The organism is Seramator thermalis (assembly GCF_004138125.1).
Classification (GTDB): Bacteria; Bacteroidota; Bacteroidia; order Bacteroidales; family Dysgonomonadaceae; genus Seramator; species Seramator thermalis.
Genome location: NZ_RXHS01000001.1, coordinates 289,479 through 312,135 on the forward strand (window position 1 = coordinate 289,479; position 22,657 = coordinate 312,135).

Here is a 22,657-nt window from a genome sequence, read left to right on the forward strand (position 1 = left end):
GGTTCGTCTATATATTGCTCAAATCGGTTCAGCGGAATCTGCATAAGTCATCCGAATTTATAATCACAAAGATATCATATTTCGGTGGGCAAGTCGGTAAGTGCGGTTGACAAATAGGTCGTTTTATGTATCGGGTGTATATTTTTCTCGGTGATTTACGCAGATTTCTTCTGCTGATTCCCGCAAATTTTCTTGAATATCATCACACGAGCAAATTATTTACATTGGCACACTATACAATATTTAACGCAAATCATTCATGTTGCTTCACAGAAAGCCTTTTGACTTCGCGAACAACCAACGGGAATGCCGGATAAGTCATGTCGTGGCCGTAACCTTGCAGTTCGAGCAACTGGGTTTGCTGATGGCCCACTAGTTTCATCATCCGAGCAAGATAGGCATTCTCTTCGTAGCGGCCCAACATTTCTTGCTCACGGTCGCCGGTGATGAGCAAAAGTGGCGGAGCATCTGCCCTCACGTGCCATAGCGGAGCAAGGGAATCTATCTGTGGCTGCGTATCCTTGATGCCGCGCTCGTTGCGAATGGTGAAATGAGTAATCGTCTGACCGCTTAACGGAATCAGTCCCGCAATGCGGTTGGCATCTATTCCGGATTTCGCCAGATAATGCTTGTCCAGACCAATCATCAAGGTCAGGTAACCTCCGGCCGAATGTCCCGAAACAAATATTTTGGTCGTATCGCCTCCAAATTGTGAGATGTGCCGGAAAACCCAAGCCACTGCTTCTGCTGCATCTTCAATGTATTCGGGAGCTTTGGCTCTCGGGGCAAGCCGATAATTCACGCCAATCACGCAAAAATCGTTATTCTTCAAGGCTTCGGGAATTTCTTTGTTTCCCCTGGTCAGTCCGCCACCGTGAAACCATACCACAGTTGCGAAATTTTTTTTATTTGTCGGATAATAAATATCCAGTTTGCAACGCTCGTTAATGTATGCGTTTGATTTCCGCAACTGTTCCGAATAGTACGAGATATCGGTTTGGGTTTGATAAACCGTTTTTTTGAGCCATTGCCGTCAATGACAGGCTCATTGTCAAAAAGATGATTGCAAGTTTTTCCTTCATTCTATTTTGGATGTTTGTGAAAAAAAAATTTAACTGAATTTCTCATCAAATTCCTTTATCAAATCATTGAACTCAGTCGGCAATTTATTTGAAACAAACCGGATGATTTCTTCGGAAATTTCGCGATAAAATGCAGCTGCAATGCCGCCGGTCATGCAGGCAATTGTATCGCTGTCGCCTCCAATCAAAATAGCTAAACGAATGGCATTTTCGAAATCAGTGCTTTCCAAAAAAACAATTACAGCTTGTGGTACAGATCCCTGGCAGGTTTCATCAAATTGATTGGTTTTCCGCAAATTTTCAACAGTATTGTTTAAGTCGTAACCAAATGCTGTGGAGATGTATTCCTTGATAAACGCTTTACTTTTTCCGGTGCGAGCATAAAAAAATGGCAGACGCAATTGCTTGAGCTCCTTTAATTCCTTCTGGATGATTGTTGTAACCTCAGCCGATTGTCTTGCGACACACAAAACGGGATCGATATCGTTATATGCAAAACCAACCGGACTCACACGCATTGCCGATCCGTTGCCGAAACTACCGTAAGGCTTCAAATCCCCTCTGATAATCCATTGCATAAATCCTCCACCATAACCTCTGTTGGGATATTTTTTTGCATATTCCCATATATTTTTGCCAAAATCCTTGTGATGTAAAATACAATCAGCCAAAGCGATAGTTAATACCGAGTCATCCGTAAAATCACATTTTTCGTCGAACGAAGGAAAATCGACTGTCCTGATATTGTGAAATTCATAAATCGAACCGATTAGATCTCCAGCAATAGCACCAATAATCGTGTTTTTCATATCGTAATGAAATTTAATATTTTGTATCTCAACGTTCGTCGGATATTTCAACTATCCGAATTTTATTCATCTTGTCATAAAATATCTCCAAATATACAAATTATATTTCATCCAATCGTTCGTGATTTTTAATTCACATTTTCAATACCGTCAGCCGGCCACAATTTCAGCTTCGATAAATTACCGATTCAATGATTTATCGATTTACCGATGGAATCCAAAGCTAACTGTCCCCTTAAGATAAGGCGACAAACAATGCTGCCGGGCAGTGCAGAGATTATGATAATCCTTAAATCCGCAAACCAGTTTCGCCTTTAAGTAAGCAAAGCGCTGATAAGAAATATTTTATCAAACGCTTTGCCATGTGTAAGATTTCACCTGTTTTTATGATACCAAACAAAAAAAAAGAAAAACTTACAGAAGGATGAAATTACAAAAAGTTTCTCAAACAATCACACCATTTGCCGGAATTTCTTTTATTCATGAAGAATTTAACAAATCCGGTCTATCGGATCTTATTGACAATCATCTCGGCACCGGAAACATGACCGGTTATCAATACGGAGAGCTCTTTAGAACCCGGTTTGAGGTGTTCTTTTGTGGCGGTGAAGTTGCAGAAGATGTACAGGAACATTTACGTTCCACCCTTGAAGATATACCGGGCAACCGTGTAGACAGCCCGGACACCTTGCTTCGCGCGATAAAAGAGTTGGCCACCGAAAATACAACAATCACCTCTTCAAGTGGGAAAGAGTACCAATTCAACTTCAATAAAAAGATGAATGATTTGAACATCAAGTCATTGCTATTGACTAAACAGCTAGCAAAGGGCAAAATGTATGATTTTGATTACGACAATCAGATCATAGCGCATGAGAAATATGACGCCAAAAGAACCTATAAACATACGACAGGTTACTTCCCGGGAGTTGCCACGATAAACGACAAGATCGTGTACATTGAAAACCGTGACGGTAACGCCAATCTGTGAAGATCTCACAGAATGAAACACTTGAAAGAGCTTATGAGTTGATTGAAGAGAATGGGATAATGATTAATCGTTCCCGCATGGACGCCGGTTCGTATGCAAAAGATATTATTGATACGGTTTCCGGGCACAGTAAGCTATTCTACATCCGGGCAAACAAATCCGAAAGTATGTTTGAGCAGATATGCCAAATAAGCGATTGGGAAAAAGTTGAAATCAATTATAAATCATACGAAGTAGCCTTAATTCCATTCCGCCGGTTTTTTGAGGATCGAAATTATCGATTGGTGGTCATGCGGGAACAGTCAGATGATGCCCGGTTAGACCTGTTTACAGGAGATAGCTTTATTTATCGCTCCATTTTGACCAATGATCATGCGTCAAGTGAAAAAGAGGTTATCGAATATTACAATATGCGTGGGGCGAGTGAAAAGGTATTCGATATCCAAAACAACGACTTTGGCCGGGGACGCCTTCCCACATCAGAAATGAATAGCAATACAGTTTTTCTGATTCTGACAGCTATGATGAAAAACTTCTACAACCACATCATTAAAAAGGTATCAGACGTATTTACGGATATTTCTATCGTATCAGGAATGAAACGCTTTATATTCAAATTCATTTGTGTCGCCGGAAAATGGATCAGACAGAGTCGTCAATGGAAGCTCCGGCTTTACACCGACCGCCCGTACGATTAATTGCAATTTACCTGATTAACAGTATATTAAAACTCTCTTGGGAAACCTGACAGGGGGAGGTATGTCTTGACATGAAAAATAGCGCAATGTCGCTCAATTTTTCTATAATTTTTTTACTTACTTTGCTCAAAAGCCAAGGCGTTTATATCGGATTGAATGAAAAAATGAAGAAACAAGATGAAATCAACCCAAACGACCTCTCTAATTTTTTTGCTTGCGGATTTTAGGGAATATTTTTTGTCAATCCGATGTGCTATTTCCGGCGTATTATACCGGCCGGAATTATAGTTAGTTGACGATTACCAACATCTCTTTCGTAAAGTTGCAAAGACTTTTCTTCCGAAATACAAAAATAAAAATCGGTGAACTCTGCCGCTTATTATGAACAGACCCACTTCGTTTCGGTCTGCCTTGCTTTGGCCGGACATTTTATCGTTTTTGTTTTTTACAGTAGAATTGCAGCTTTCATTTGTTTCCTTCGCTTGTGAATAATGTTCGGCAGTATGAAAATACCGTGCACTTATTGGCCATATCGAGAAGTTTTACTCACAAATTATTTACCCTATAAATTCTTTTTTCAGCTACAAAGGTAGATGTAATTTCTCGGAATTTTTTTTAAATTTGGGAGTTCATTTCTATTCCGTTGAGTATAAACCACGAGAAATGATGCCAAATATTTAAAACAACGATAAATTTTCATTATGAACAACAAGTTTCTCGGTTATTTGTCCATACCACTTACATTGGCAGGACATAATATGCAGGCACAACAAGCCGACAAATCGAACAGCAGCGAAAAAACAAACGGTAAAAAAATGAACATCGTGTTCATCCTTTCCGATGATCATCGCTACGATTATATGGGATTTGTCGGGAAAATTCCCTGGTTGCAAACACCATCGATGGACAGAATGGCACACGAAGGCGCATGGATGAAAAACGCGTTCGTAACCACTTCCCTATCCTCTCCCAGCCGCGCATCCATTCTCACCGGAATGTATTCGCATTCGCATAAAGTCGTTGACAATACGGCACCCCTGCCCGATGGATTGACATTTTTCCCGCAATATTTGCAGAAAGCCGGTTATATCACCGGATTTTTCGGAAAATGGCACATGGGAAACGATTCGGGCGATCCCCAACCGGGATTCGATCATTGGGAAGCATTCAAAGGTCAGGGCGAATATTACAATCCGCGACTGAACACAAACGGCAAGTGGATTCAATACGCCGATAGTGTGTATGTTACCGACTTACTTACGCAACACGCCATCGATTTCATCGATCAACAAACCAAAAATCATCAACCCTTCATGGTGTACCTTTCGCACAAAGGGGTGCACGACAATTTTCAACCTGCCAAACGACACAAAGGATGTTATCGGGACAAACCGTTGGTTTATCCGGCTTCGTTCAATATGCCCAAATACGGCATTACGACTCCTCCAACCATAGACAGCCTGACCGGCAAAGCGGCATCGGGAAAAGACTTCTATGGTGAAAACATGATGCCGAACTGGGTGAAAAACCAGCGTGAAAGTTGGCACGGGGTTGATTATTCTTATCACGGCAGACCTTGGGAAACGCAAGTGCGCAACTATTGCGAAACGCTCCGATCAGTGGACGAAAGTATCGGGGCCGTGCTCGATTATCTCGTTGAAAACGGGCTGGACAAAAATACGATTGTCATTTACATGGGCGACAACGGTTTTGCATGGGGTGAACACGGATTGATCGACAAACGACAGTTTTATGAAGAATCGGTACGGGTGCCGATGCTTGTTTGGGCTCCCGGACTTTTCCCGGGAGGTGAAGTCGTCGAAAAAATGGTTCAGAATGTCGATATTGCCCCTACCCTGATGCACTGCGCAGGATTGGAAAAAGCTCCGCAAATGGTGGGAGAATCGTTCGTACCACTTTTGCTCGGAAAAAATATACCTTGGCGCGACAAGATTTTTTACGAATATTATTGGGAGTACGAATTTCCACAAACACCAACTATGCACGGCATCCGAACGGATCGTTACAAATACATTCGGTATCACGGTATTTGGGATACAAACGAATTTTACGATCTGCAAAACGATCCCGACGAAATGCACAACCTTATCACCGATCCTGCCTGTCAGGATACGATAAAGTCGTTGAATCACGAACTGTATAATTGGCTCGAATCAACCGGTGGAATGAGTATTCCCTTGAAAAGGACGGAATGGCCACACAGCGATCATCGAAATATGGGAAATTACTGACATTTAAGGTAAGGCCCAAAATGGAAAAGGCGTAATTCATTCTTTTGTATCTGTTTATCAACTATCACTCTACTCGCCGAGATTCCGGCACAAAAACAAACCCCAAATATCTTGCTCATTTCTTATTCTTGCCAAATTGCCAAAATGACAAAATGGCAATTTGGCAAGATAAATGAAACGCAAATTCAATGCTTTTCCTGCTTTGCAAATATCGAATCTTTATCTTCGATTGCTCCCAAGTGCAATCATAATATAATAGATCAACGTAGCCAGAGAACCCAGAGCAGCGACCACATAAGTATATCCTGCCCAACGTAAAGCATCTACGGCCTGAGATTGATTACTCACATCTGTAATGCCGGCATTGCTTAACCAGGCGAGCGCTCTGTTGGTTGCATTTTTTTCGACCGGCAAAGTTACAAAACTAAATATGGTTGTAAGCGCAAACATGGCAATTCCAACCCATAACAGTGCCGGAAATGTTTGCAACATGATAATCCCCAACAGAATTACCCACATCACCCATCGACTTGTTGCCGAAATAACAGGAACCAACGCCGAACGCATTTTTAGCGGAGCATAACTCACGGCGTGCTGTACGGCATGGCCTGTTTCGTGTGCAGCAACAGCGGCCGCTGCCACACTTGTACCGGAATAAACCGGTTCACTCAGGTTTATGGTTTTATTCATCGGGTTGTAGTGATCGGTAAGATGTCCCCTTGTTGAAATCACCTGCACGTCATAGATTCCGTGATCATGAAGCATTTTTTCCGCAACATCTTTTCCAGTCATGCCATTTCGGAGCGAAAGTGAAGAATATTTTTTAAATCGACTTTGCAATTGTGCCTGCACAATCCAACCGGCTAAAGCTATAAACCCGAAAAGAATCCAGATCAGGACTGTTCCTCCCATCTGTGTGGAAGATTGCCCGTTACCGTAGTAATTTGCTTGCAATATGATTTCACCCGAAGGCAAAAAACTCGCGAGAAAAGAAATTAATGTCATCATTTTTTTAAATTATTGAGTTTGCATTATTGAACGTATATTTAACACAATAGTTCAAAACAAATTGTATGCCAAACGAATTGGAATAGCAGGCTTTAACACAATAGTATTGTTACCGTATGATTGTTTGCTTTCTATCAGGCCCGAGAGAAACGATGCTGATGGGAACCCCCAGCTCATCCTCCAGAAAAGTGAGATAGTTGTTAAATTCTTCAGGAAATTCATCCTCCGATTGCATTTGGCTCATATCGGTTTCCCATCCGGGTAACTCTACCCAAACCGGCTCGATGTTGTCCGATAAATCGAACGGCAAATCTTCCGTTTCTTCACCATTCACAATATACGAAACACACGCTTTTATGGTATCAAAAGTATCGAGTACGTCGCTTTTCATCATCACCAGTTTGGTAACTCCATTAAGCATTACCGTATATCGAAGTGCAACAAGATCAATCCATCCGCATCGCCGTGGACGTCCGGTAACAGATCCGTATTCGTGTCCGCGATCGCGAAGCAAATTGCCGGTTTCATCTGTCAATTCGGTTGGAAAAGGTCCGCTACCCACACGTGTACAATATGCTTTAAAAACTCCGTACACCTCGCCAATGGTATGTGGCGAAACGCCCAATCCGATACATGCACCGGCGCTAATTGTGTTAGAGGAAGTTACAAATGGATATGATCCGAAATCGACATCAAGCATCGAACCTTGTGCTCCTTCGGCTAAAATTCGGTCACCTTGCAAAAGAGATTTGTTAATGAAGTGTTCTCCATCGATAATGGTAAATTCTTTCAATTTTTCGATTCCGGCAAACCACTGAGCTTCGAGTTCCGATAAATCGTATTCGAAATGATACTGCGAGAGCATCTGTTTGTGTCGGTCAATCGCGATTCGGTATTTTTCTTCGAAATTATGAAACAAGTCACCGACACGCAGACCATTGCGACTCACTTTGTCGGTATAAGCCGGGCCTATTCCTTTGCCGGTAGTCCCAATTTTCGAATCGCCCTTCGACGATTCCATTGCGGCATCAAGCAATCGATGAGTCGGTAAAATAAGATGTGCTTTTTTTGAAATAAAAAGGCGATCGGTAAGTGTGTGTCCGGATGCTTCGAGAGCATCAACTTCCTGCCGAAACAATGCTGGATCGAGCACGACGCCATTACCTATCACATTGATTTTCCCTTCCTGAAAAATACCCGAAGGAATTGATTTCAGGATGTATTTCTGTCCTTCAAATTCGAGCGTATGACCGGCATTTGGGCCGCCTTGAAACCTTGCAACAATCTGATAATCCGGGGTTAATACATCCACAATCTTCCCTTTGCCCTCATCTCCCCATTGAAGGCCTAAAATTACATCAACTTTCATTTTTCTTTGATTTTTTTTGCTTTTTATCCGCTCCGGTTGTTTTTTCCGGCTGCGCTTGACTTAGACGGTGTAATTCCATTTTTTTGGCATGACTGCATTTACTGCAAATGCCATAAATGTACATGCTGTAATAATGAACCGTAAATTTTTTGATTTTTTTCTGCTGTGTCGGAGTAAAAAGATCTCCGTTTTTTGTTTCCCAAACACGTCCACACGAAGTGCAAATAATGTGATTGTGATTTTCATTGCCATAGGCACGTTCATATTTCGACACATTTTCACCAAACTGATGTTTGACAACCAATCCGCATTCGAGCAGCAAATCGATGGTATTGTATAGCGTGGCCCGGCTCACTCTGAAATTTTCTTCAATCATCGAATTGTATAACGAGTCCATATCAAAATGCCCTTTGGTCGAATAAATATGATCAAGAATGGCATATCGTTCGGGCGTTTTCCGATGTTTGTGCAGAGTGAGATATTCGGTAAAAATTTCTTTTACCTTATTTTTTATGATTTCATCATCCATGTTGCAAAAATATGTTTTTTGAACGATTCATCTTGCTTTTTATCTATTTAATTATCAACATTTCGTGCAAAAAATTGCAAATATCGATTTAGAATGAAATATGAAGTGCAAAATGAAAATAATTTCTATTTCTCGGTTTTTGAATGCCAAAAAAATGCCGGTATTGTTACGGAACTTTCATTATGAAATGAATTGCTCGAAGTAACAAAATAATAATAAGCGCTGTCGTCTTCGGGTGGTTGATACATAAATACAGGTTCGCGCAACCCTGTCGCCAGCAGATTAGAGCCATCGGTTATATCAACAGTGTCTGATTTGCATCGATACACATTGAATGTTATTCGCGGATCTGAATCTTTTACTTTCCATCGAAGCTGAAAATCGGCAGCAACTTTTTCTGCTGTCAAATCGAACGGAGCCTCCGGAAATTCATCTGACAACCAACTCATCGGAGGCATTTTTGCAGGATATTTGTAATATTTGTCAGACAACTGACGAAGGATGTTGTGATTGTAATTCAACACATGTTCCACTCTGAAAAAAGCGTTTCCCGATACTGCTTTGGATCTGCCGTATTCTATCTGATCAATTATATCGCTGCTAAGCCAACCCAGATCTTGAATTTGATAAACGCCCAATCCCGGGACCAGAATACGTCCGTTTGAGTTTTCTATCCATTGATCGAGGTATGGATAAAACAACCCGTCACGATAATACATCATCGGAAAAACGGCATCGTGCTTGCCGGCATTGAGCCATTGAACAGGATCCTGATAAACACTATAATAAGCTGTCCACGTATCATTGGGGTTTGTATTCAAAGGTTTGTATCTCCCTAATGGTGAACTACTCACCATTACCCATGGTTTTAACTTTTTTATCTGATCATATGCTTTGGCAACAAATCGATTGATATTTTCCCGCCGCCAATCGTCTCGAGCTTGTCCTTTACCCCAACGACGATAACTTGCATCGTCGGTAAATTTCACTGCACGGTCGGGATAACGAATGTAATCGAAATGAATACCGTCCACATCATAATTCGAAACAATTTCCCGAATAATGGAAAGGAGGTAGTCGTCGGTCTGAGGATTTCCGGGATCGAGATACCACCCATTTTTGTAGAGAGTTACAATATTACGGTGTTTTTTTACTACAGATGCTGCACCCAGGCTGTTTTGATGTTTTCGAGAACCAAGCGGATAAGTAATGAGCCACGCATGACACTCCATGCCTCGCCGGTGGCATTCGTCGATTACAAATTTCAGGGGATCAAAAAACTCTTTACCGGGAGATTGTGCAATACTGCGAAACATTGGTTCGATGTTCGATTTATACAACACTTCACCACTATTCCTCGTTTGAAAGAGTATGGTATTGAAATTGTTTTTTCGAAGATGATCAAGAATTTCTTGAATTTCCCGCTTTTGTGCCGTAACACTCGATTTGGATCGTGGCCAATCTAAATTATAGTTGGTAGTAAGCCACACGGCCCTTATTTCAGTTGCAGGATATTTTTGAGAAAAAACATCAATCGTCGCCAGCACGAAAACAATTATGAAGGTATGAAGTTTGGTCATTATTTAAAATGGTTCTTTACAGATGCTACAAAAATAGCACAAAAAGCCATATTTAAGGTTATATTTAGTAATAGATGTATCAAGTATATCGGTTAAAAAATATAGTAAAATTTTAAAAGAGTTAAGCCCAAGAATAATTAATTGTAAGTAAGAGAGTAAATATAAGCATATTCAGAATTAAAATTGTTTGATAAAAACAGCTCAACAGAATGGATTGAAGTCTTCTGTTGAGCTGAAAATCTCGAAAAACAAAATAAGATTGTTACTGTCAATTTCAAAATATTTGAAACATCTAATCTAACATTATTTCCAAAGTGGATTTTGCGTTAAATTCGGATTTTTATCCATTTCATCTTGCGGTACGGGAAACCAGTACATTTGTTTTTCGAAAACACGTTTTTGATAGGGTTTGCGAACAAAAAATGCTTTGGGATCATTATCATCATCGCTTAAATTCTCTCCCAAGTAATTCATCCCATAAAAATCTCCATCTAATGTTTCCTTGCCCATTTTCCATCGGCGAATATCATTCCACCGTATTGATCCTTCGCAGTTCAATTCAACACGACGTTCTCTGTGTATCGCTTCACGCATGGCATCCTGTCCTTGTGGAAGAGGAATCTGATTTACCCCGTTACCATAAGTCGGAATACCGGCTCTTTCACGAATCAAATTCAAATATTTCACAATATCCGGATTCCCGGGATCCGATTCATTAAGGGCCTCGGCATAATTCAAATAAGCTTCGCCCAAACGATAAAGAATGCCGGGTCTATAAGGAAAAATGTTCGTTCTACAGTTATGATCCGGGTGCACCATCTTTCTTAACAAATATCCGTTTTGAGGTGCGTCATGTGTTGGTCCCCCATCCCATTCTCCAATGAGAAAACGGGTTGTACGTCCCTCTTGACGATACCACGCCCGGTTATATAACACAGAAATATAAAATCGTGGTTCACGATGACAATACATATTGTAAGTACCTGCTAACGTTACTTGCCCTTCTTTCCCGGGTTGATCGCCTTGACATTCTATCCATTTTGTTTTTCTGACTTCCGGTTCTGTTGAAAATCCTTTTTCTTTATATCCTGAAACCGAATTTATAATGGGTTTTGATTTATCGCCATCTTGATAACCTAAAATGGGAGGTAATCCGTTTTCCATAAAAAATGCATCAACCAACGATTGGGTTATTCCATAGCCACCATTACCCGCACATCCTCTCGGGGTAGCATGTCTGTCAAGACTTGTATAATCACATCCGGGTCTAGCGAATAAAATCTCAGGATTAACGTCTCCTTTTTTGAACATCATGTTTTGATAGGATAAAAAAGGATCTATTGTTCCATCACCATTATACTCATAATACAATTTATGACCTGCTGCATGAGCGGCATCTATAAGTTCTTTGCACGCCTGAGCCGCCCGTTTCCATTTGTTGGGATCGTAAGTAGAATTAAATAATTCCTCACCTTTCCAATTCACATGACCTTTATAATCAGGATTGCCGTTAACTAAGGGACTAGCAGCAAACAGTAACATTCTTGCTCTTACGGCTAAACACATAATTGAAGTTGCACGACCATATTTCTTTTTATCCGTATAAGAAGCAGGCAGTACTTTCGATAAGTTTACTAATTCCTGATCAATCCAATTAACAATGGTATCGTAAGGAGTTTGGCCTAGCAGTAATTCTTCCTGCGAAACATCAGTAGGCAATATTTGATTAGGGTTAAAAGGAACCGGTCCATACTTCTCAAGCAACAGGGTATAATAATAAGCAATTAAAAAACGTGCTTCATTTTTCATGTTTTCTACCTCAGCTTCGGTAACCAATTGTTTTGCATTCGGCCTTACATTATCAATAAAAATCAAAGCACTTCGAATTCTTTTAGGTAAATCTACCCACCTGTTATCTCCATCATAGGAAGCCGGATTCCAATTTCCAATTTGTTTTGCTACTACATCCCATCCAAATTTTTGCCAACCGGTTGATGGTGCCAAATCATCCCCCAAAGGTCCAACACCATGATGTGACATATCTCGCCAGTATGGATCAGGTATGGCATTATAAACACCAGCCAACCAATCTTCTGTTCGCGTTTTATCGCCAAAAACCATCTCTAGTGTTAACATATCGTCCGGTTTTTTATCCAAAAAGTCGGAGCAAGCTGAAAACAACAAAACAACTATAAAAAACAGGATATTCTTTAAATATTTCATCATTTTTCGATTTATATTATGTATTAAAAATCTATTTCTAAACCTATGGAAGCCGATTTCATGATGGGATATCTTAAACCATTAGAAAAACCAATTTCCGGGTCCCATAATTTGAATTTGGAAAATTGCAGTAAATTAGACCCCGCCAAAAAAATACGCGCGCTTTTAATATAATTAGGCAATACAGTTTGTTTGGGAAAACTATAACCTATTTCAATATTTTTTAAACGCAACATGCTCATATCTTTTAACCACCACGTTGAGGATTGGGTATTATTGGCATGATTATAACTCGATAAACGCGGCCAAAATGCATCTTGGGATGGATTATCCACAGTCCATCGATCCTTATAATTGTCATAAATATTTCCCATGGAAGCATCTCCGCTTCCCGGAATAAAATTATTGCCTCCAATTACACGATACGTTTTTCCATTCCCTTGAAAAAAGAAACTGAAATCGATCTGTTTGTACAATATACTTGCACCAAACCCATATACAATCTGCGGATCTACAGTGCCTCCAATAGGACATTCATCTAATGAATTGATTACTCCGTCATCATTGATGTCTTTATATTTGATATCACCCGGTCTTACCGGTGCGAATGTATGCTTAGGTATGCCCGGAGCTAATTCCAATTCACCGCTTTCATTTGTAACGAAATCGTCATCCGTAAAAAGGCCGTCATCAATCAATCCAAATATCTGACCTATCGGATGTCCTGTCCGAGACCGGTTGGTACCGATTACACCCAAAGGCTCGTCCTGCTCTGTAATCTCGTTTTTAGCATAAGTAAACGTACCTCTCATTACAAACTGAAAATCTCTTGTAACTTGTTTGTTTGCTGTTAATGAAACGTCTATCCCTCGATTATCTACCTTTCCATAATTAGCAAACGGTGTTTGAATAAATCCGGCCGAAGCAGGAATAGTCCTTCGCTGCATGAATATATCATAACGATGATCCTTAAAAGCATCAAACTGTAACTCGATGCTATTCCATAAACCTAATTCTACACCCACATTTGCCTTTTTCACTTTTTCCCAGGTAAGATTCTGCACACCTACCTGTCCTTCCCAACGACCGGAACGCCCATAATCATTGTCTACACCCCAACTATATCCTCCGGTATCTCCAATCGTTGTCAAATAGGCAAAACGATAATCTCCCCTATTCTGGCCCAATTGATCATTTCCAACCAATCCATAGGAAGCTCTTAATTTTATTTTGGAAAAAGTATTTCTATAGGGTTCCATAAAAGCTTCTTCAGACAAAATCCATCCTACTGCCAATGAAGGGAAAAAACCGAATCGATGCCCTTTCGCAAAATTTTCCGAACCATTATATCCAAAATTAAATTCACCCACATATTTATTATCGAAGGTATAAGATGCCCTCGCAGCTATTCCTTGATTTCTATAAGGTAAGGCACTCCCATCCTCAAAACTTCGTTGATTATATAAAAACATTAGTCCGATAGCGTGTTTTTCATCGAAAATTTGATCATAATTCAAAGAACCTTCCAGGTAAGTGCTTTTATTCCCCCATTCGGCAGAGGTACTATGACCTAAAAATGATTGTCCATACCGATAGATGACAAGATCTAAAGAGCCATCGTCTTTTCTTCCCACTGCAGGATTATAATAATCCGGAGATTTACTCCGTTGAACACCATTTCCGGAATAACGATCGAAAGAGAATAAAATTCGGGCTTTTAAACCCGGCAACAAGAATTTGAGATCTTGTTCCATGGAAGCAGAAGATTCGATTTGATTATGACTGAAAGTTTCGTATCCCAATTGAGTAGCCAATGCCCATGGATTAGCTCTTTCAGGAACAACAGGAATTTCACCCGAAGAATAAATTGGCGGATGAACAAATGGAGGGGTATCAAAAGCCAAACCGAATAAATCATCTACGCTCTGAGGAGATCTGACTCTTTCTTGCAGATACCCTCCAATATTCACACGGAATAAAGTGGTAGGTGTAATATTTACATCGACATTTGAGCGGACATTGTACCGATTTAACCTTGATGAAGAGTCCCACTCTTGCCTTTTATCTCGAGCAATAATCCCTTTTTCTCCGTAGTAAGACGTAACTAACGAATAACGCAGTACATCGCTTCCTCCAGAAACAGTCAAATTTGCCCTTGTGTTATATCCAAAGTCATCTGTAATAGCATCAATCCAATTCACATTCGGATACAAATCCGGATCCTCACCGGTACGATATTTTTCTATAACTTCTTCAGGATACCGAATAGGTTTTCCTTCATCAATTGCAATTTCATTTAAAAGTGACAAATATTCGGTCGAGCCGATAAAAGTGGGCAATTTCCCTAATGCAGTAGCCGCTTGCTCCACTCTCACATTTATAGCTGGTTTTCCAATTTGACCCCTTTTCGTCGTAATGATAATTACCCCATTAGCACCTCTAACACCATATACAGCACTTGCTGCCGCATCTTTTAAAATCGAAAACGACTCAATCTCGGCAGGATCGATATTATTTAATGAACGCTCTATACCATCTACCAATATCAAAGGGTTATTGTTCCCTGCAAAAGAAGAAATTCCCCGAATCCAAAATTGAGAATTATCGTAACCCGGTTCACCTGATCTTTGTACACCAATAATTCCGGCCAGTTGTCCTGCCAGATTGTTACTGATAGAACGAGTTGTCCCTATTTGCAATTCTTCCGGTTTAATTGTCGTAATTGAACCTACAACAGAAACCTTTTTTTGCGTCCCATGGCCAACTACTACTACTTCTTGCAATTCACTTACATCCTCTTCTAATTGGATATCCAAAATATTTCCACCGCCCACAGGTACTTCTTTTTCTTTAAAACCAATATAAGTAAATTTTAAAACCGGTTTAGGAGTAGTCACCGAAATACGATACGTTCCATTTACATCGGTAACGGTACCATTAGTGGTACCCACTTCAACAACGTTGACTCCTATCAACAACTCTCCTTTCGTATCGTAAACACGACCGGTTATCGTTCTTCTATTTTGCTGCTGTTGAACGCTATTTCCCTTTGCTGTTTTTTCGAGAAAAATATATTTTCCCGATATTCTGTAGGAAAGGGATGTGTTAGTGACCAATTGATCAAGGATCTCTTTAATATCTTGATTTTTTAAATCGACATTAAAACGAAGCGAATGATCGACATCCTCATTTTGATAGAAAAAAGTGTAGTCCGACTGTTTTTCGATAATGGATATCACTTCTTTAAGGGTGGCATCATTTGCTTTAACGGTTATTTTTTCGCTTTGTGCATATCCTGCGGCAAAAGCATTACACATGCCTATCAGCAAAAAGGCGATAATACATTTCATAGTCAAAAATACGTCCCTTGATGGAAACTTAAGTAAGATTCGTAATTTATTCATATATTTGTGTGTTTTTGATTGAGTTATACACAACCGTTCCGACAGTTTGCAGACGTGGAGGAACGGTCATTGATTCATTTGATTAAAAACGCTCCTTGAATCGGGTAATCAGCCTTGCTATTCCCGATTCTTTTTTTCTTCTTATGTCTTTCCCATAGCAATTTGATTTTATAAAATTCAACAATATTATTCTCGGTCACTTTCTTTGCAAAACGATCGTATCATTTCGAAAACGATACTCGAATTGTCCTTTAAAATTGATGATCTGTATAATTTCCTCTATAGTTTGTGATGAAGAAAATTTACCGGTGTATTTTTCTTTTCGACTTTTTTCGTCCGGAATAACAACGGTTACATCATACACCTTTTCCAAACGTCCCGTAATTTGTTCTAACGGTACGTCTTCAAAAGAATACGTTCCTGTTGTCCATGATAAGATATCATCGGGATTGACATCTCTGAGCGTTACATAGCTGGTATTCTTATCCAACAGCACTTGCTGCTTCGGCGTTAATACCATGCGGTTTTTTACGGTATGCGATGCATCAAAGGTTTTCAATTCTATCTTCCCTTTTATCAATGTTGTAGCGGCAAAAGCATCGACAGAATAATCCATCACATTAAATTGCGTTCCCAACACAACGATTTGTTGTTTGTCGCTTTGCACCTCAAAAGACCTTCCGTCGTTTTTCACATCAAATATGGCCTCCCCATCAAGGTAAACTTGGCGCTTTTTCCCTGTAAATCTTTTTGGATATTTCAGAAAAGAAGATACATTCAATTGCACCGTGGAACCGTCAGGCAGTTGAACAAGTTGAACTTGATCAGAAGAGGTTGTCCGCACTTCAACCCATACGGAATTTTGTTTCATACGGCCATAAAACAACGAAGCGCCGATAATCAATAACCCTGCAAAAATAGCGGCAACTGCTTGCCATCGATTCAATTTTACACGCTTATTTCTTGTAGTTGTGGATTGAAAGATGTGTTGGGGATTATTCTCCAATTTATTCATGAGCCTGTTCCAACTTACTTTCGTTTCCTTGCTATCAGGCATCAAACCACCCTTTCGATGATCATATATATCTTTTAACTGAAAAAACAAATCTTTGTTTTCGGATGAAGAATGAAACCATTCGGAAAAAAAAGCCATTTCTTCTTCCGAAACATCATTTTGTAACACATGGATAATAATTTGTTGTATATCTTTCATTTAACTCGAAATATCTACTCACTAATTTTAGTCGCTTCCTTTATCCGGATACTACCCGCTTTGAATATATACGATTAAAAAAAAGAAATTACGTATTCTTTTTTCGAAGAAATTTACAAAATATTACCAAAAAAGAGGAAATATTAAAACCAAAACCGGTATTAAATGGTCACGGATTATTTTTAAAGCCTTATAAACCTGTGTGTCTACCGTTCTTACAGAGATATTAAGTTGAGTAGCAATATCGGAATGCTTTTGTTCTTCTAAATAAGCTTTTACAAAGATCTCTTTGCATTTTGGAGGAAGCCGGTCAATAATAGTATAAACAGCATTTATGTTCTCTTCTTGATCAAGAAAAGTTTCGTAAGAATCGTTCCACTCCAATTCTTCCATTTTCAACTCATTAAACGCTTTGTCTACAAAACTTTCTTCCACCGCTTTATGTTTGAGAAAATCATAACAGGCATTCCGAACCATACGAAAAAGATACGGATTATCCTCTTCACGAAAATCAATCTCCGGTTTTTCGTGCCAAAGTTTCAAAAATATATCGTGGACAATATCTTCGGCAACAACATTATCTACAAATTTTCGAGCATAAAAAATCAATTTTGGAGCTTGTTGTAAATAGAGATTTTCAAATTGTTCAATAGTTATGATTTCCAATTTCTGATCCTTATCCCACATTTTAGCACAATTAAAACCTCATTTTAGAGTTTTGTCTAAAAAGAATAAAGTTAGCCCTCAACTTATTTAAAGTTTATCCACCTTGCTATATTTTGCACCTGATTTCTTAAGAATTTCTAAAGTAATTGAGGATAACAATATCATACAATGCAATAAATAGCCCTTTTAACTATCTAATACTTTCTTAGGAGAGTTAATAATTCGCGGTCAAGTCGATGTCCATACCAATCTTCATATTTCACATCTTTCCGGCCGGAATCGAGAATACCGAAATCGCCCCGAAAATTCCAAAGCGCATAACCTATTCCATGCTGAGTAAGGATATCGAGTACATCCTCAAACCAAGCTAAAAATACTTCATGAGGTGTTTCTTTCCAACAACCACATTCACCACAATGTACGCCAACACCCTTATTCACGGCATCAATCCAAGGGGCATAAAACTCTTCAAGGATTTTTCTATTGAAATATTTTCCGTCAATTACGCCCGGCCATACCGGTTTGGGAGCCTCATCCGGATTTTTCCATACCCACGGAGCCCGATAATGTGAAATATAATGAGGATAGTATCCCCGACAACTTTGTCCGATATCGAGGTCGAAAATCTCCGGGATAGGATCGTTTCCCACGTTATTCCCATCGGCAATAACCAGATGCTGAGGATTATGCTGACGTATGGCATTCAAGGATTTTTGAGCCACTTCGCGATAAAGCTGACCGGGAACAGGACCTCTCTGTGAGTGTTGATCGTTCATATCTTCACGCAGACAAGGTTCATTCACCAAATCAAAACTTATTTCTCGAGGCGAAAGATGCTTGAATCGTTTGGCCCACATGCTCCAGTGCTCATAGAAAGCTTCCTGCGCTTCCTTATCCTTCCACAGATTATACGGTTCATTAAATCCCGCATTTACACAAAAACCCGGCGCTCGGTGCAGGTTTAAGCTCACGTGCAATCCGTAACCATTTGCCTTTTCAACCAACGACTGAATATTGTCTATTTCCTTTTCGTCGAAATGAAGTACATCATCGGGCGTAATATCTCGAGACGGATCAAAAATAATGTATCGCGGATAAGCTATGGGAAGACGCACAAAATCGAAACCCCAGTCGGCCATCCATTTCAAATCTTCGTCGGTGGTTACCGAACCGGCTTCTCTGTAGGGAGAAAAGTAGTCGAGCAGATTAAAACCGCGCCAACGAGGCAACTTGTTTTTGGTTGAATAAAAAAGATTTTCGGCAGTTGCTGATCCTGTTACACCTACACCTGCAGCAATCATACCCATGCCAAGGGTCCGAATAAAATTTCTTCGTTTCATCATCATGATGTTTGTTGGGGTTCACTCATATCAATCAAATGCCTGTTTTCGCACCGCATAATTTTTCCCGGAAATGTTTGCACAATCGAATAATTGTGGGTGGACATGATAACGGCGGTACCTTTTTCGGAAATCGACTGCAACAAGGCAACGATCTGGCTTCCCGTTTCGGGATCAAGATTCCCTGTTGGTTCGTCGGCCAAAATCAACGGAGGGGAATTGAGCAAGGCTCGGGCTATCACAATGCGTTGCTGTTCTCCACCCGACAGTTCGTGCGGCATTTTGTAGGTTTTGTTTTGCATGCCTACCTGCACCAACACTTCGTGAATGCGATCCTCGATCATCTTTTTGTTTTTCCAACCCGTGGCACGAAGCACAAACTCCAAATTCTTTTCTACCGATCGATCGATGAGCAATTGAAAATCCTGAAATACAATACCGATTTTTCGTCGCAAATAAGGGATTTGATTGCGTTTTATTTTTTGCAACTGATATTCAAAAACCTGCGCATCGCCCGACATGATAGGTATTTCGGCATAAATACTTTTCAGTAATGTACTCTTTCCGGATCCTACTTTCCCGATGATATACAGAAAATCACCTCTCACTACTGAAAAATTCACATCGCGGAGAATAGTATTTTCTTCACGATTCAAAACAACATCTGTATATTTTACCAGTAATTCTTCAGTCATGTTTATTTAATAAATTCGATCGTCATCGGATATTTCCAACTTTCGCCGTTGTTGGCTTTGATGGAAGCAACGATGACGAAAACCACGTAAACTATTCCCAAAATCACTGCCAATGGAATCCCAATAATGGTAATGCACAAGATTACGGCATATATCGTATAACTTATCATGAAATTTAGAATATTCCGTCCGTTAATATTTACCTTTTCGTTTACATCTTTGTTCGTAAGCCACAGAACGACAGGAATAATAAAACCAATCAACGGTACCACCAATCCTGCCAACTGCGATAAATGCATAAGCATGAGATAGGTGTTTTCTTCCAAATCGAAAAGAGGTTTTTTGAACGCTCTTTCCCCATCAGCACTATTATATTGTTCATTAAGAATTTTCGCTTTTTCGCGCTGAAATTCTTCTTCGGTGATACTTCCCTTTTCGCGAAGTTCGTCTAAAATTTTAAGATCTTCGTATTTCATTTGAGTAGTTTTTAGGCAGTTTATTGTTATCGAAGGTTTTGTTGCAAAGGTAAACTTTTTTTCGCCTTTTGTTTCCGATCGAGAATATAAATCGAAAGGATGGAAGCAACAACGGATCCGATCATATCGGAAAGAAAATCAACAATATCGGCACTTCTACTGGTAAAAACATATTTTTGCAACAATTCGATTGCCGCTCCATAAAGCACAGGAATTACAAATCCCCAAAAAATCCATCGACCTTTTCGCACATTTCCGTCATTGAGTTGAAAGTAATCGTAATAGCAAACAACCGATAAAACGAAAAACATACCAAAATGCGCAAGTTTGTCCCAAGGTATTACATCGGGCATTTCAGGTATTTCATTGGGTGTCAGCAAACAGGTCAAAACAAAAATGACCAATCCGATGAATCCAGGGAGTAAAAGATGTCGAAAAAAACGAGACATATCATTAGCTTATTCTTTCGCAAAAGTACATGAAAAAAGAGGTATTTCCAAGCGTGATTTATAGAGGAAAGATACGAAATTCCACAATCGAGAGCCACTTTTAAAAACATATAACAATACGCGGTGCATCTATTCGCAAAAAATTCGTTTCTTTGTGTAGAATTTAACAATACAATTTTGCAACATAATATGAAGAAGATCTTTTTGATGCTGCTTTTTTCTGCATTCTTATGCAACATATCAGCTCAAACCTCCCCCAAGAATGACAATCAACGTTATTTCGACATCAATAAAAACCTTGACATCTTCAATTCCGTATTCAAAGAATTGCACATGTTCTATGTGGATAGTATTCCTACGGACAAAATGATGCAGAGCGTCATCGAAAATACGCTTGCCGGACTCGATCCATATACTGAATACTATGCAGAAAATAACATGGACGATTTGCGCATGCTCACTACGGGCGAATATGCCGGAATTGGAGCCGTGATTTCATACAACAACGGGCAGGTCATCATCAATCAACCTTACGAAAATATGCCCGCGGCAAAAAGTGGACTGAAAGCTGCCGATGCCATACTTGAAATTGATGGCATAGATATGCGCAAAGCAAACGTTAAGGATGTTAGCGATAAACTCAAAGGCACTCCCGGAACAACAGTTACACTACTCATCCAAAGACCCGGCGAAAACAAACCACGTACCATAAAAGTCGTTCGCGAAAAAATTACGATCAATCCCGTAACCTATTCGGCAATAAACGATAGTGGAACAGGATACATCCATTTTTCGGGTTTCACCGAAAACAGTTCGAAAGAATTTCGTAAAGCGTTTCTCGACTTGAAAGATAAAGGGGCTCAATCGCTCATCATCGATTTACGAGGCAATGGTGGCGGAATTTTGGAAGAGGCAGTAAGTATTGCCAATCTTTTTATTCCGAAAGATCAGGAAATTGTTTCCACCAAAGGAAAAATCAAACAATGGGATCGCACCTACAAAACATCCGAACAACCCATTGATACACTTATTCCGATTGCCGTGCTCACCGATACCAGCTCTGCTTCGGCATCGGAAATTCTTGCCGGTTCGATGCAAGATCTCGATCGCGGAGTGATTATCGGTAACCGAACATTCGGAAAGGGTTTGGTCCAAACAACCCGCATGCTGCCTTATAATGGAAATCTGAAAATCACGACTGCCAAATATTACATTCCGAGCAGACGTTGCATTCAGGTGCTCGACTATTCACATCGGAATCCCGACGGAAGCGTCGCCCGCGTGCCTGACAGTCTGACAAATGTATTTTACACTCGAAACGGACGTGAGGTTCGCGATGGTGGCGGAATCAATCCCGATTTTATAATTGCCGAAGACAAACCGGGAACCATTACTTATTACTTGATTACTCAAAACGTTGTGTTCGATTTCGTGACAGATTGGGTACTGAAACATTCTCAAATTGATTCTCCCGACAAATTTTCGCTCACGGATGCCGATTACGAAGCTTTCAAGCAATTTGTTAAATCGAAAAAAGATTTCAAATACGATCAAATGAGCGCGCATTCGCTTCGCAATCTTGAAGAGGTAATGAAATTTGAAGGGTACATGGATGTAGCATCCGCCGAATTTCAGGCACTCAAAGCTAAACTCGTCCCGGATTTGGATCGCGACCTCGAATTATTTAAGGAATCGATTAAGGATGTCATCACCAACGAAATCATTCGGCGCTATTATTTCGAGAAAGGCGTTCTCATTCACACACTGCAAAACGACAAGGCTTACCAAAAGGCGGTAGAAGTGCTTAACGACAAATCGTTGTATAACAATACGCTGAAGCCGGGCAAGTCAATTGCTTCGTCGCACTAACCAA

16 protein-coding genes and 1 pseudogene are annotated in these 22,657 nt (G+C 40.0%); 3 read left to right on the plus strand and 14 right to left on the minus strand.

What is annotated here, in order from left to right; translation table 11 throughout:
• Positions 1-253: 253 nt before the first annotated feature.
• Complete coding sequence (locus tag EJN84_RS01300) at positions 254-889, minus strand: alpha/beta hydrolase (RefSeq protein WP_394343069.1); 636 nt, start codon at positions 887-889, stop codon at positions 254-256.
• 222 nt (positions 890-1,111) lie between these two features.
• Positions 1,112-1,891 carry an ADP-ribosylglycohydrolase family protein gene (locus EJN84_RS01305; protein ID WP_238943887.1) on the minus strand — a complete coding sequence of 260 codons (780 nt, stop codon included), beginning with the start codon at positions 1,889-1,891 and terminating at the stop codon, positions 1,112-1,114.
• Between the two features lie 424 nt (positions 1,892-2,315).
• Here EJN84_RS01305 and EJN84_RS01310 point away from each other — a divergent pair.
• Both EJN84_RS01310 and EJN84_RS01315 read left to right on the plus strand, forming a co-directional pair.
• Positions 2,316-3,580: pseudogene (locus EJN84_RS01310) on the plus strand (IS1380 family transposase).
• A 701-nt stretch (positions 3,581-4,281) separates the two neighbouring features.
• On the plus strand, positions 4,282-5,832 hold the full coding sequence (locus tag EJN84_RS01315; protein WP_129593732.1) for a sulfatase family protein: 1,551 nt from the start codon (positions 4,282-4,284) through the stop codon (positions 5,830-5,832).
• A 219-nt stretch (positions 5,833-6,051) separates the two neighbouring features.
• On the opposite strand, the gene EJN84_RS01320 is transcribed toward EJN84_RS01315, so the two are convergent.
• The 12 genes from EJN84_RS01320 to EJN84_RS01375 form a co-directional block, all read right to left on the minus strand.
• Positions 6,052-6,744 (minus strand): zinc metallopeptidase, encoded by a 693-nt coding sequence (locus tag EJN84_RS01320; RefSeq protein ID WP_129593877.1) that lies wholly within the window; start codon positions 6,742-6,744, stop codon positions 6,052-6,054.
• Positions 6,745-6,949: 205 nt separating this feature from the next.
• Entirely contained in the window at positions 6,950-8,209 is a 1,260-nt protein-coding gene (locus tag EJN84_RS01325) for an adenylosuccinate synthase (RefSeq protein WP_129593733.1), read from the minus strand.
• Positions 8,199-8,738, minus strand: a complete 540-nt coding sequence (locus EJN84_RS01330; RefSeq protein ID WP_129593734.1) for a Fur family transcriptional regulator — start codon at positions 8,736-8,738, stop codon at positions 8,199-8,201. Before EJN84_RS01330 ends, EJN84_RS01325 begins: the two co-directional genes overlap by 11 nt.
• 125 nt (positions 8,739-8,863) lie before the next feature.
• Positions 8,864-10,318: a glycoside hydrolase family 10 protein gene (locus EJN84_RS01335; RefSeq protein ID WP_129593735.1), complete on the minus strand. Its 1,455-nt coding sequence runs from the start codon at positions 10,316-10,318 to the stop codon at positions 8,864-8,866.
• A 303-nt stretch (positions 10,319-10,621) separates the two neighbouring features.
• A complete protein-coding gene (locus tag EJN84_RS01340) occupies positions 10,622-12,541 on the minus strand; it encodes a RagB/SusD family nutrient uptake outer membrane protein (protein ID WP_129593878.1) in 1,920 nt (639 codons plus the stop codon).
• 23 nt (positions 12,542-12,564) lie between these two features.
• The gene (locus tag EJN84_RS01345; RefSeq protein ID WP_238943888.1) at positions 12,565-15,891 is read right to left on the minus strand and encodes a SusC/RagA family TonB-linked outer membrane protein; all 3,327 of its coding nucleotides are present in this window, start codon (positions 15,889-15,891) and stop codon (positions 12,565-12,567) included.
• A gap of 250 nt (positions 15,892-16,141) precedes the next feature.
• Positions 16,142-17,158 carry a FecR family protein gene (locus EJN84_RS01350; protein WP_129593736.1) on the minus strand — a complete coding sequence of 339 codons (1,017 nt, stop codon included), beginning with the start codon at positions 17,156-17,158 and terminating at the stop codon, positions 16,142-16,144.
• A gap of 123 nt (positions 17,159-17,281) precedes the next feature.
• Positions 17,282-17,845: an RNA polymerase sigma-70 factor gene (locus EJN84_RS01355; RefSeq protein WP_129593737.1), complete on the minus strand. Its 564-nt coding sequence runs from the start codon at positions 17,843-17,845 to the stop codon at positions 17,282-17,284.
• A 173-nt stretch (positions 17,846-18,018) separates the two neighbouring features.
• Positions 18,019-19,164, minus strand: a complete 1,146-nt coding sequence (locus tag EJN84_RS01360) for a glycoside hydrolase family 5 protein (protein ID WP_129593738.1) — start codon at positions 19,162-19,164, stop codon at positions 18,019-18,021.
• Positions 19,165-19,166: 2 nt separating this feature from the next.
• Positions 19,167-19,859 carry a cell division ATP-binding protein FtsE gene (locus EJN84_RS01365; RefSeq protein ID WP_129593739.1) on the minus strand — a complete coding sequence of 231 codons (693 nt, stop codon included), beginning with the start codon at positions 19,857-19,859 and terminating at the stop codon, positions 19,167-19,169.
• Between the two features lie 2 nt (positions 19,860-19,861).
• Positions 19,862-20,335 carry a DUF4870 domain-containing protein gene (locus EJN84_RS01370; protein WP_129593740.1) on the minus strand — a complete coding sequence of 158 codons (474 nt, stop codon included), beginning with the start codon at positions 20,333-20,335 and terminating at the stop codon, positions 19,862-19,864.
• Between the two features lie 26 nt (positions 20,336-20,361).
• Positions 20,362-20,784: a VanZ family protein gene (locus EJN84_RS01375; RefSeq protein ID WP_129593741.1), complete on the minus strand. Its 423-nt coding sequence runs from the start codon at positions 20,782-20,784 to the stop codon at positions 20,362-20,364.
• Between the two features lie 189 nt (positions 20,785-20,973).
• Between EJN84_RS01375 and EJN84_RS01380 the strand changes: the two genes are divergently transcribed.
• Positions 20,974-22,653 (plus strand): S41 family peptidase, encoded by a 1,680-nt coding sequence (locus tag EJN84_RS01380; RefSeq protein WP_129593742.1) that lies wholly within the window; start codon positions 20,974-20,976, stop codon positions 22,651-22,653.
• Positions 22,654-22,657: the final 4 nt, after the last annotated feature.

What these genes read in the sequence shown, in the direction of transcription:
- EJN84_RS01305 (WP_238943887.1), bottom strand. Translation starts at nt 1,891, where the DNA reads ATGAAAAACACGATTATTGGTGCTATTGCTGGAGATCTAATCGGTTCG.
- EJN84_RS01315 (WP_129593732.1), top strand. Translation starts at nt 4,282, where the DNA reads ATGAACAACAAGTTTCTCGGTTATTTGTCCATACCACTTACATTGGCA.
- EJN84_RS01320 (WP_129593877.1), bottom strand. Translation starts at nt 6,744, where the DNA reads ATGGGAGGAACAGTCCTGATCTGGATTCTTTTCGGGTTTATAGCTTTA.
- EJN84_RS01325 (WP_129593733.1), bottom strand. Translation starts at nt 8,209, where the DNA reads ATGAAAGTTGATGTAATTTTAGGCCTTCAATGGGGAGATGAGGGCAAA.
- EJN84_RS01330 (WP_129593734.1), bottom strand. Translation starts at nt 8,738, where the DNA reads ATGGATGATGAAATCATAAAAAATAAGGTAAAAGAAATTTTTACCGAA.
- EJN84_RS01335 (WP_129593735.1), bottom strand. Translation starts at nt 10,318, where the DNA reads ATGACCAAACTTCATACCTTCATAATTGTTTTCGTGCTGGCGACGATT.
- EJN84_RS01340 (WP_129593878.1), bottom strand. Translation starts at nt 12,541, where the DNA reads ATGAAATATTTAAAGAATATCCTGTTTTTTATAGTTGTTTTGTTGTTT.
- EJN84_RS01345 (WP_238943888.1), bottom strand. Translation starts at nt 15,891, where the DNA reads ATGAAATGTATTATCGCCTTTTTGCTGATAGGCATGTGTAATGCTTTT.
- EJN84_RS01350 (WP_129593736.1), bottom strand. Translation starts at nt 17,158, where the DNA reads ATGAAAGATATACAACAAATTATTATCCATGTGTTACAAAATGATGTT.
- EJN84_RS01355 (WP_129593737.1), bottom strand. Translation starts at nt 17,845, where the DNA reads ATGTGGGATAAGGATCAGAAATTGGAAATCATAACTATTGAACAATTT.
- EJN84_RS01360 (WP_129593738.1), bottom strand. Translation starts at nt 19,164, where the DNA reads ATGAAACGAAGAAATTTTATTCGGACCCTTGGCATGGGTATGATTGCT.
- EJN84_RS01365 (WP_129593739.1), bottom strand. Translation starts at nt 19,859, where the DNA reads ATGACTGAAGAATTACTGGTAAAATATACAGATGTTGTTTTGAATCGT.
- EJN84_RS01370 (WP_129593740.1), bottom strand. Translation starts at nt 20,335, where the DNA reads ATGAAATACGAAGATCTTAAAATTTTAGACGAACTTCGCGAAAAGGGA.
- EJN84_RS01375 (WP_129593741.1), bottom strand. Translation starts at nt 20,784, where the DNA reads ATGTCTCGTTTTTTTCGACATCTTTTACTCCCTGGATTCATCGGATTG.
- EJN84_RS01380 (WP_129593742.1), top strand. Translation starts at nt 20,974, where the DNA reads ATGAAGAAGATCTTTTTGATGCTGCTTTTTTCTGCATTCTTATGCAAC.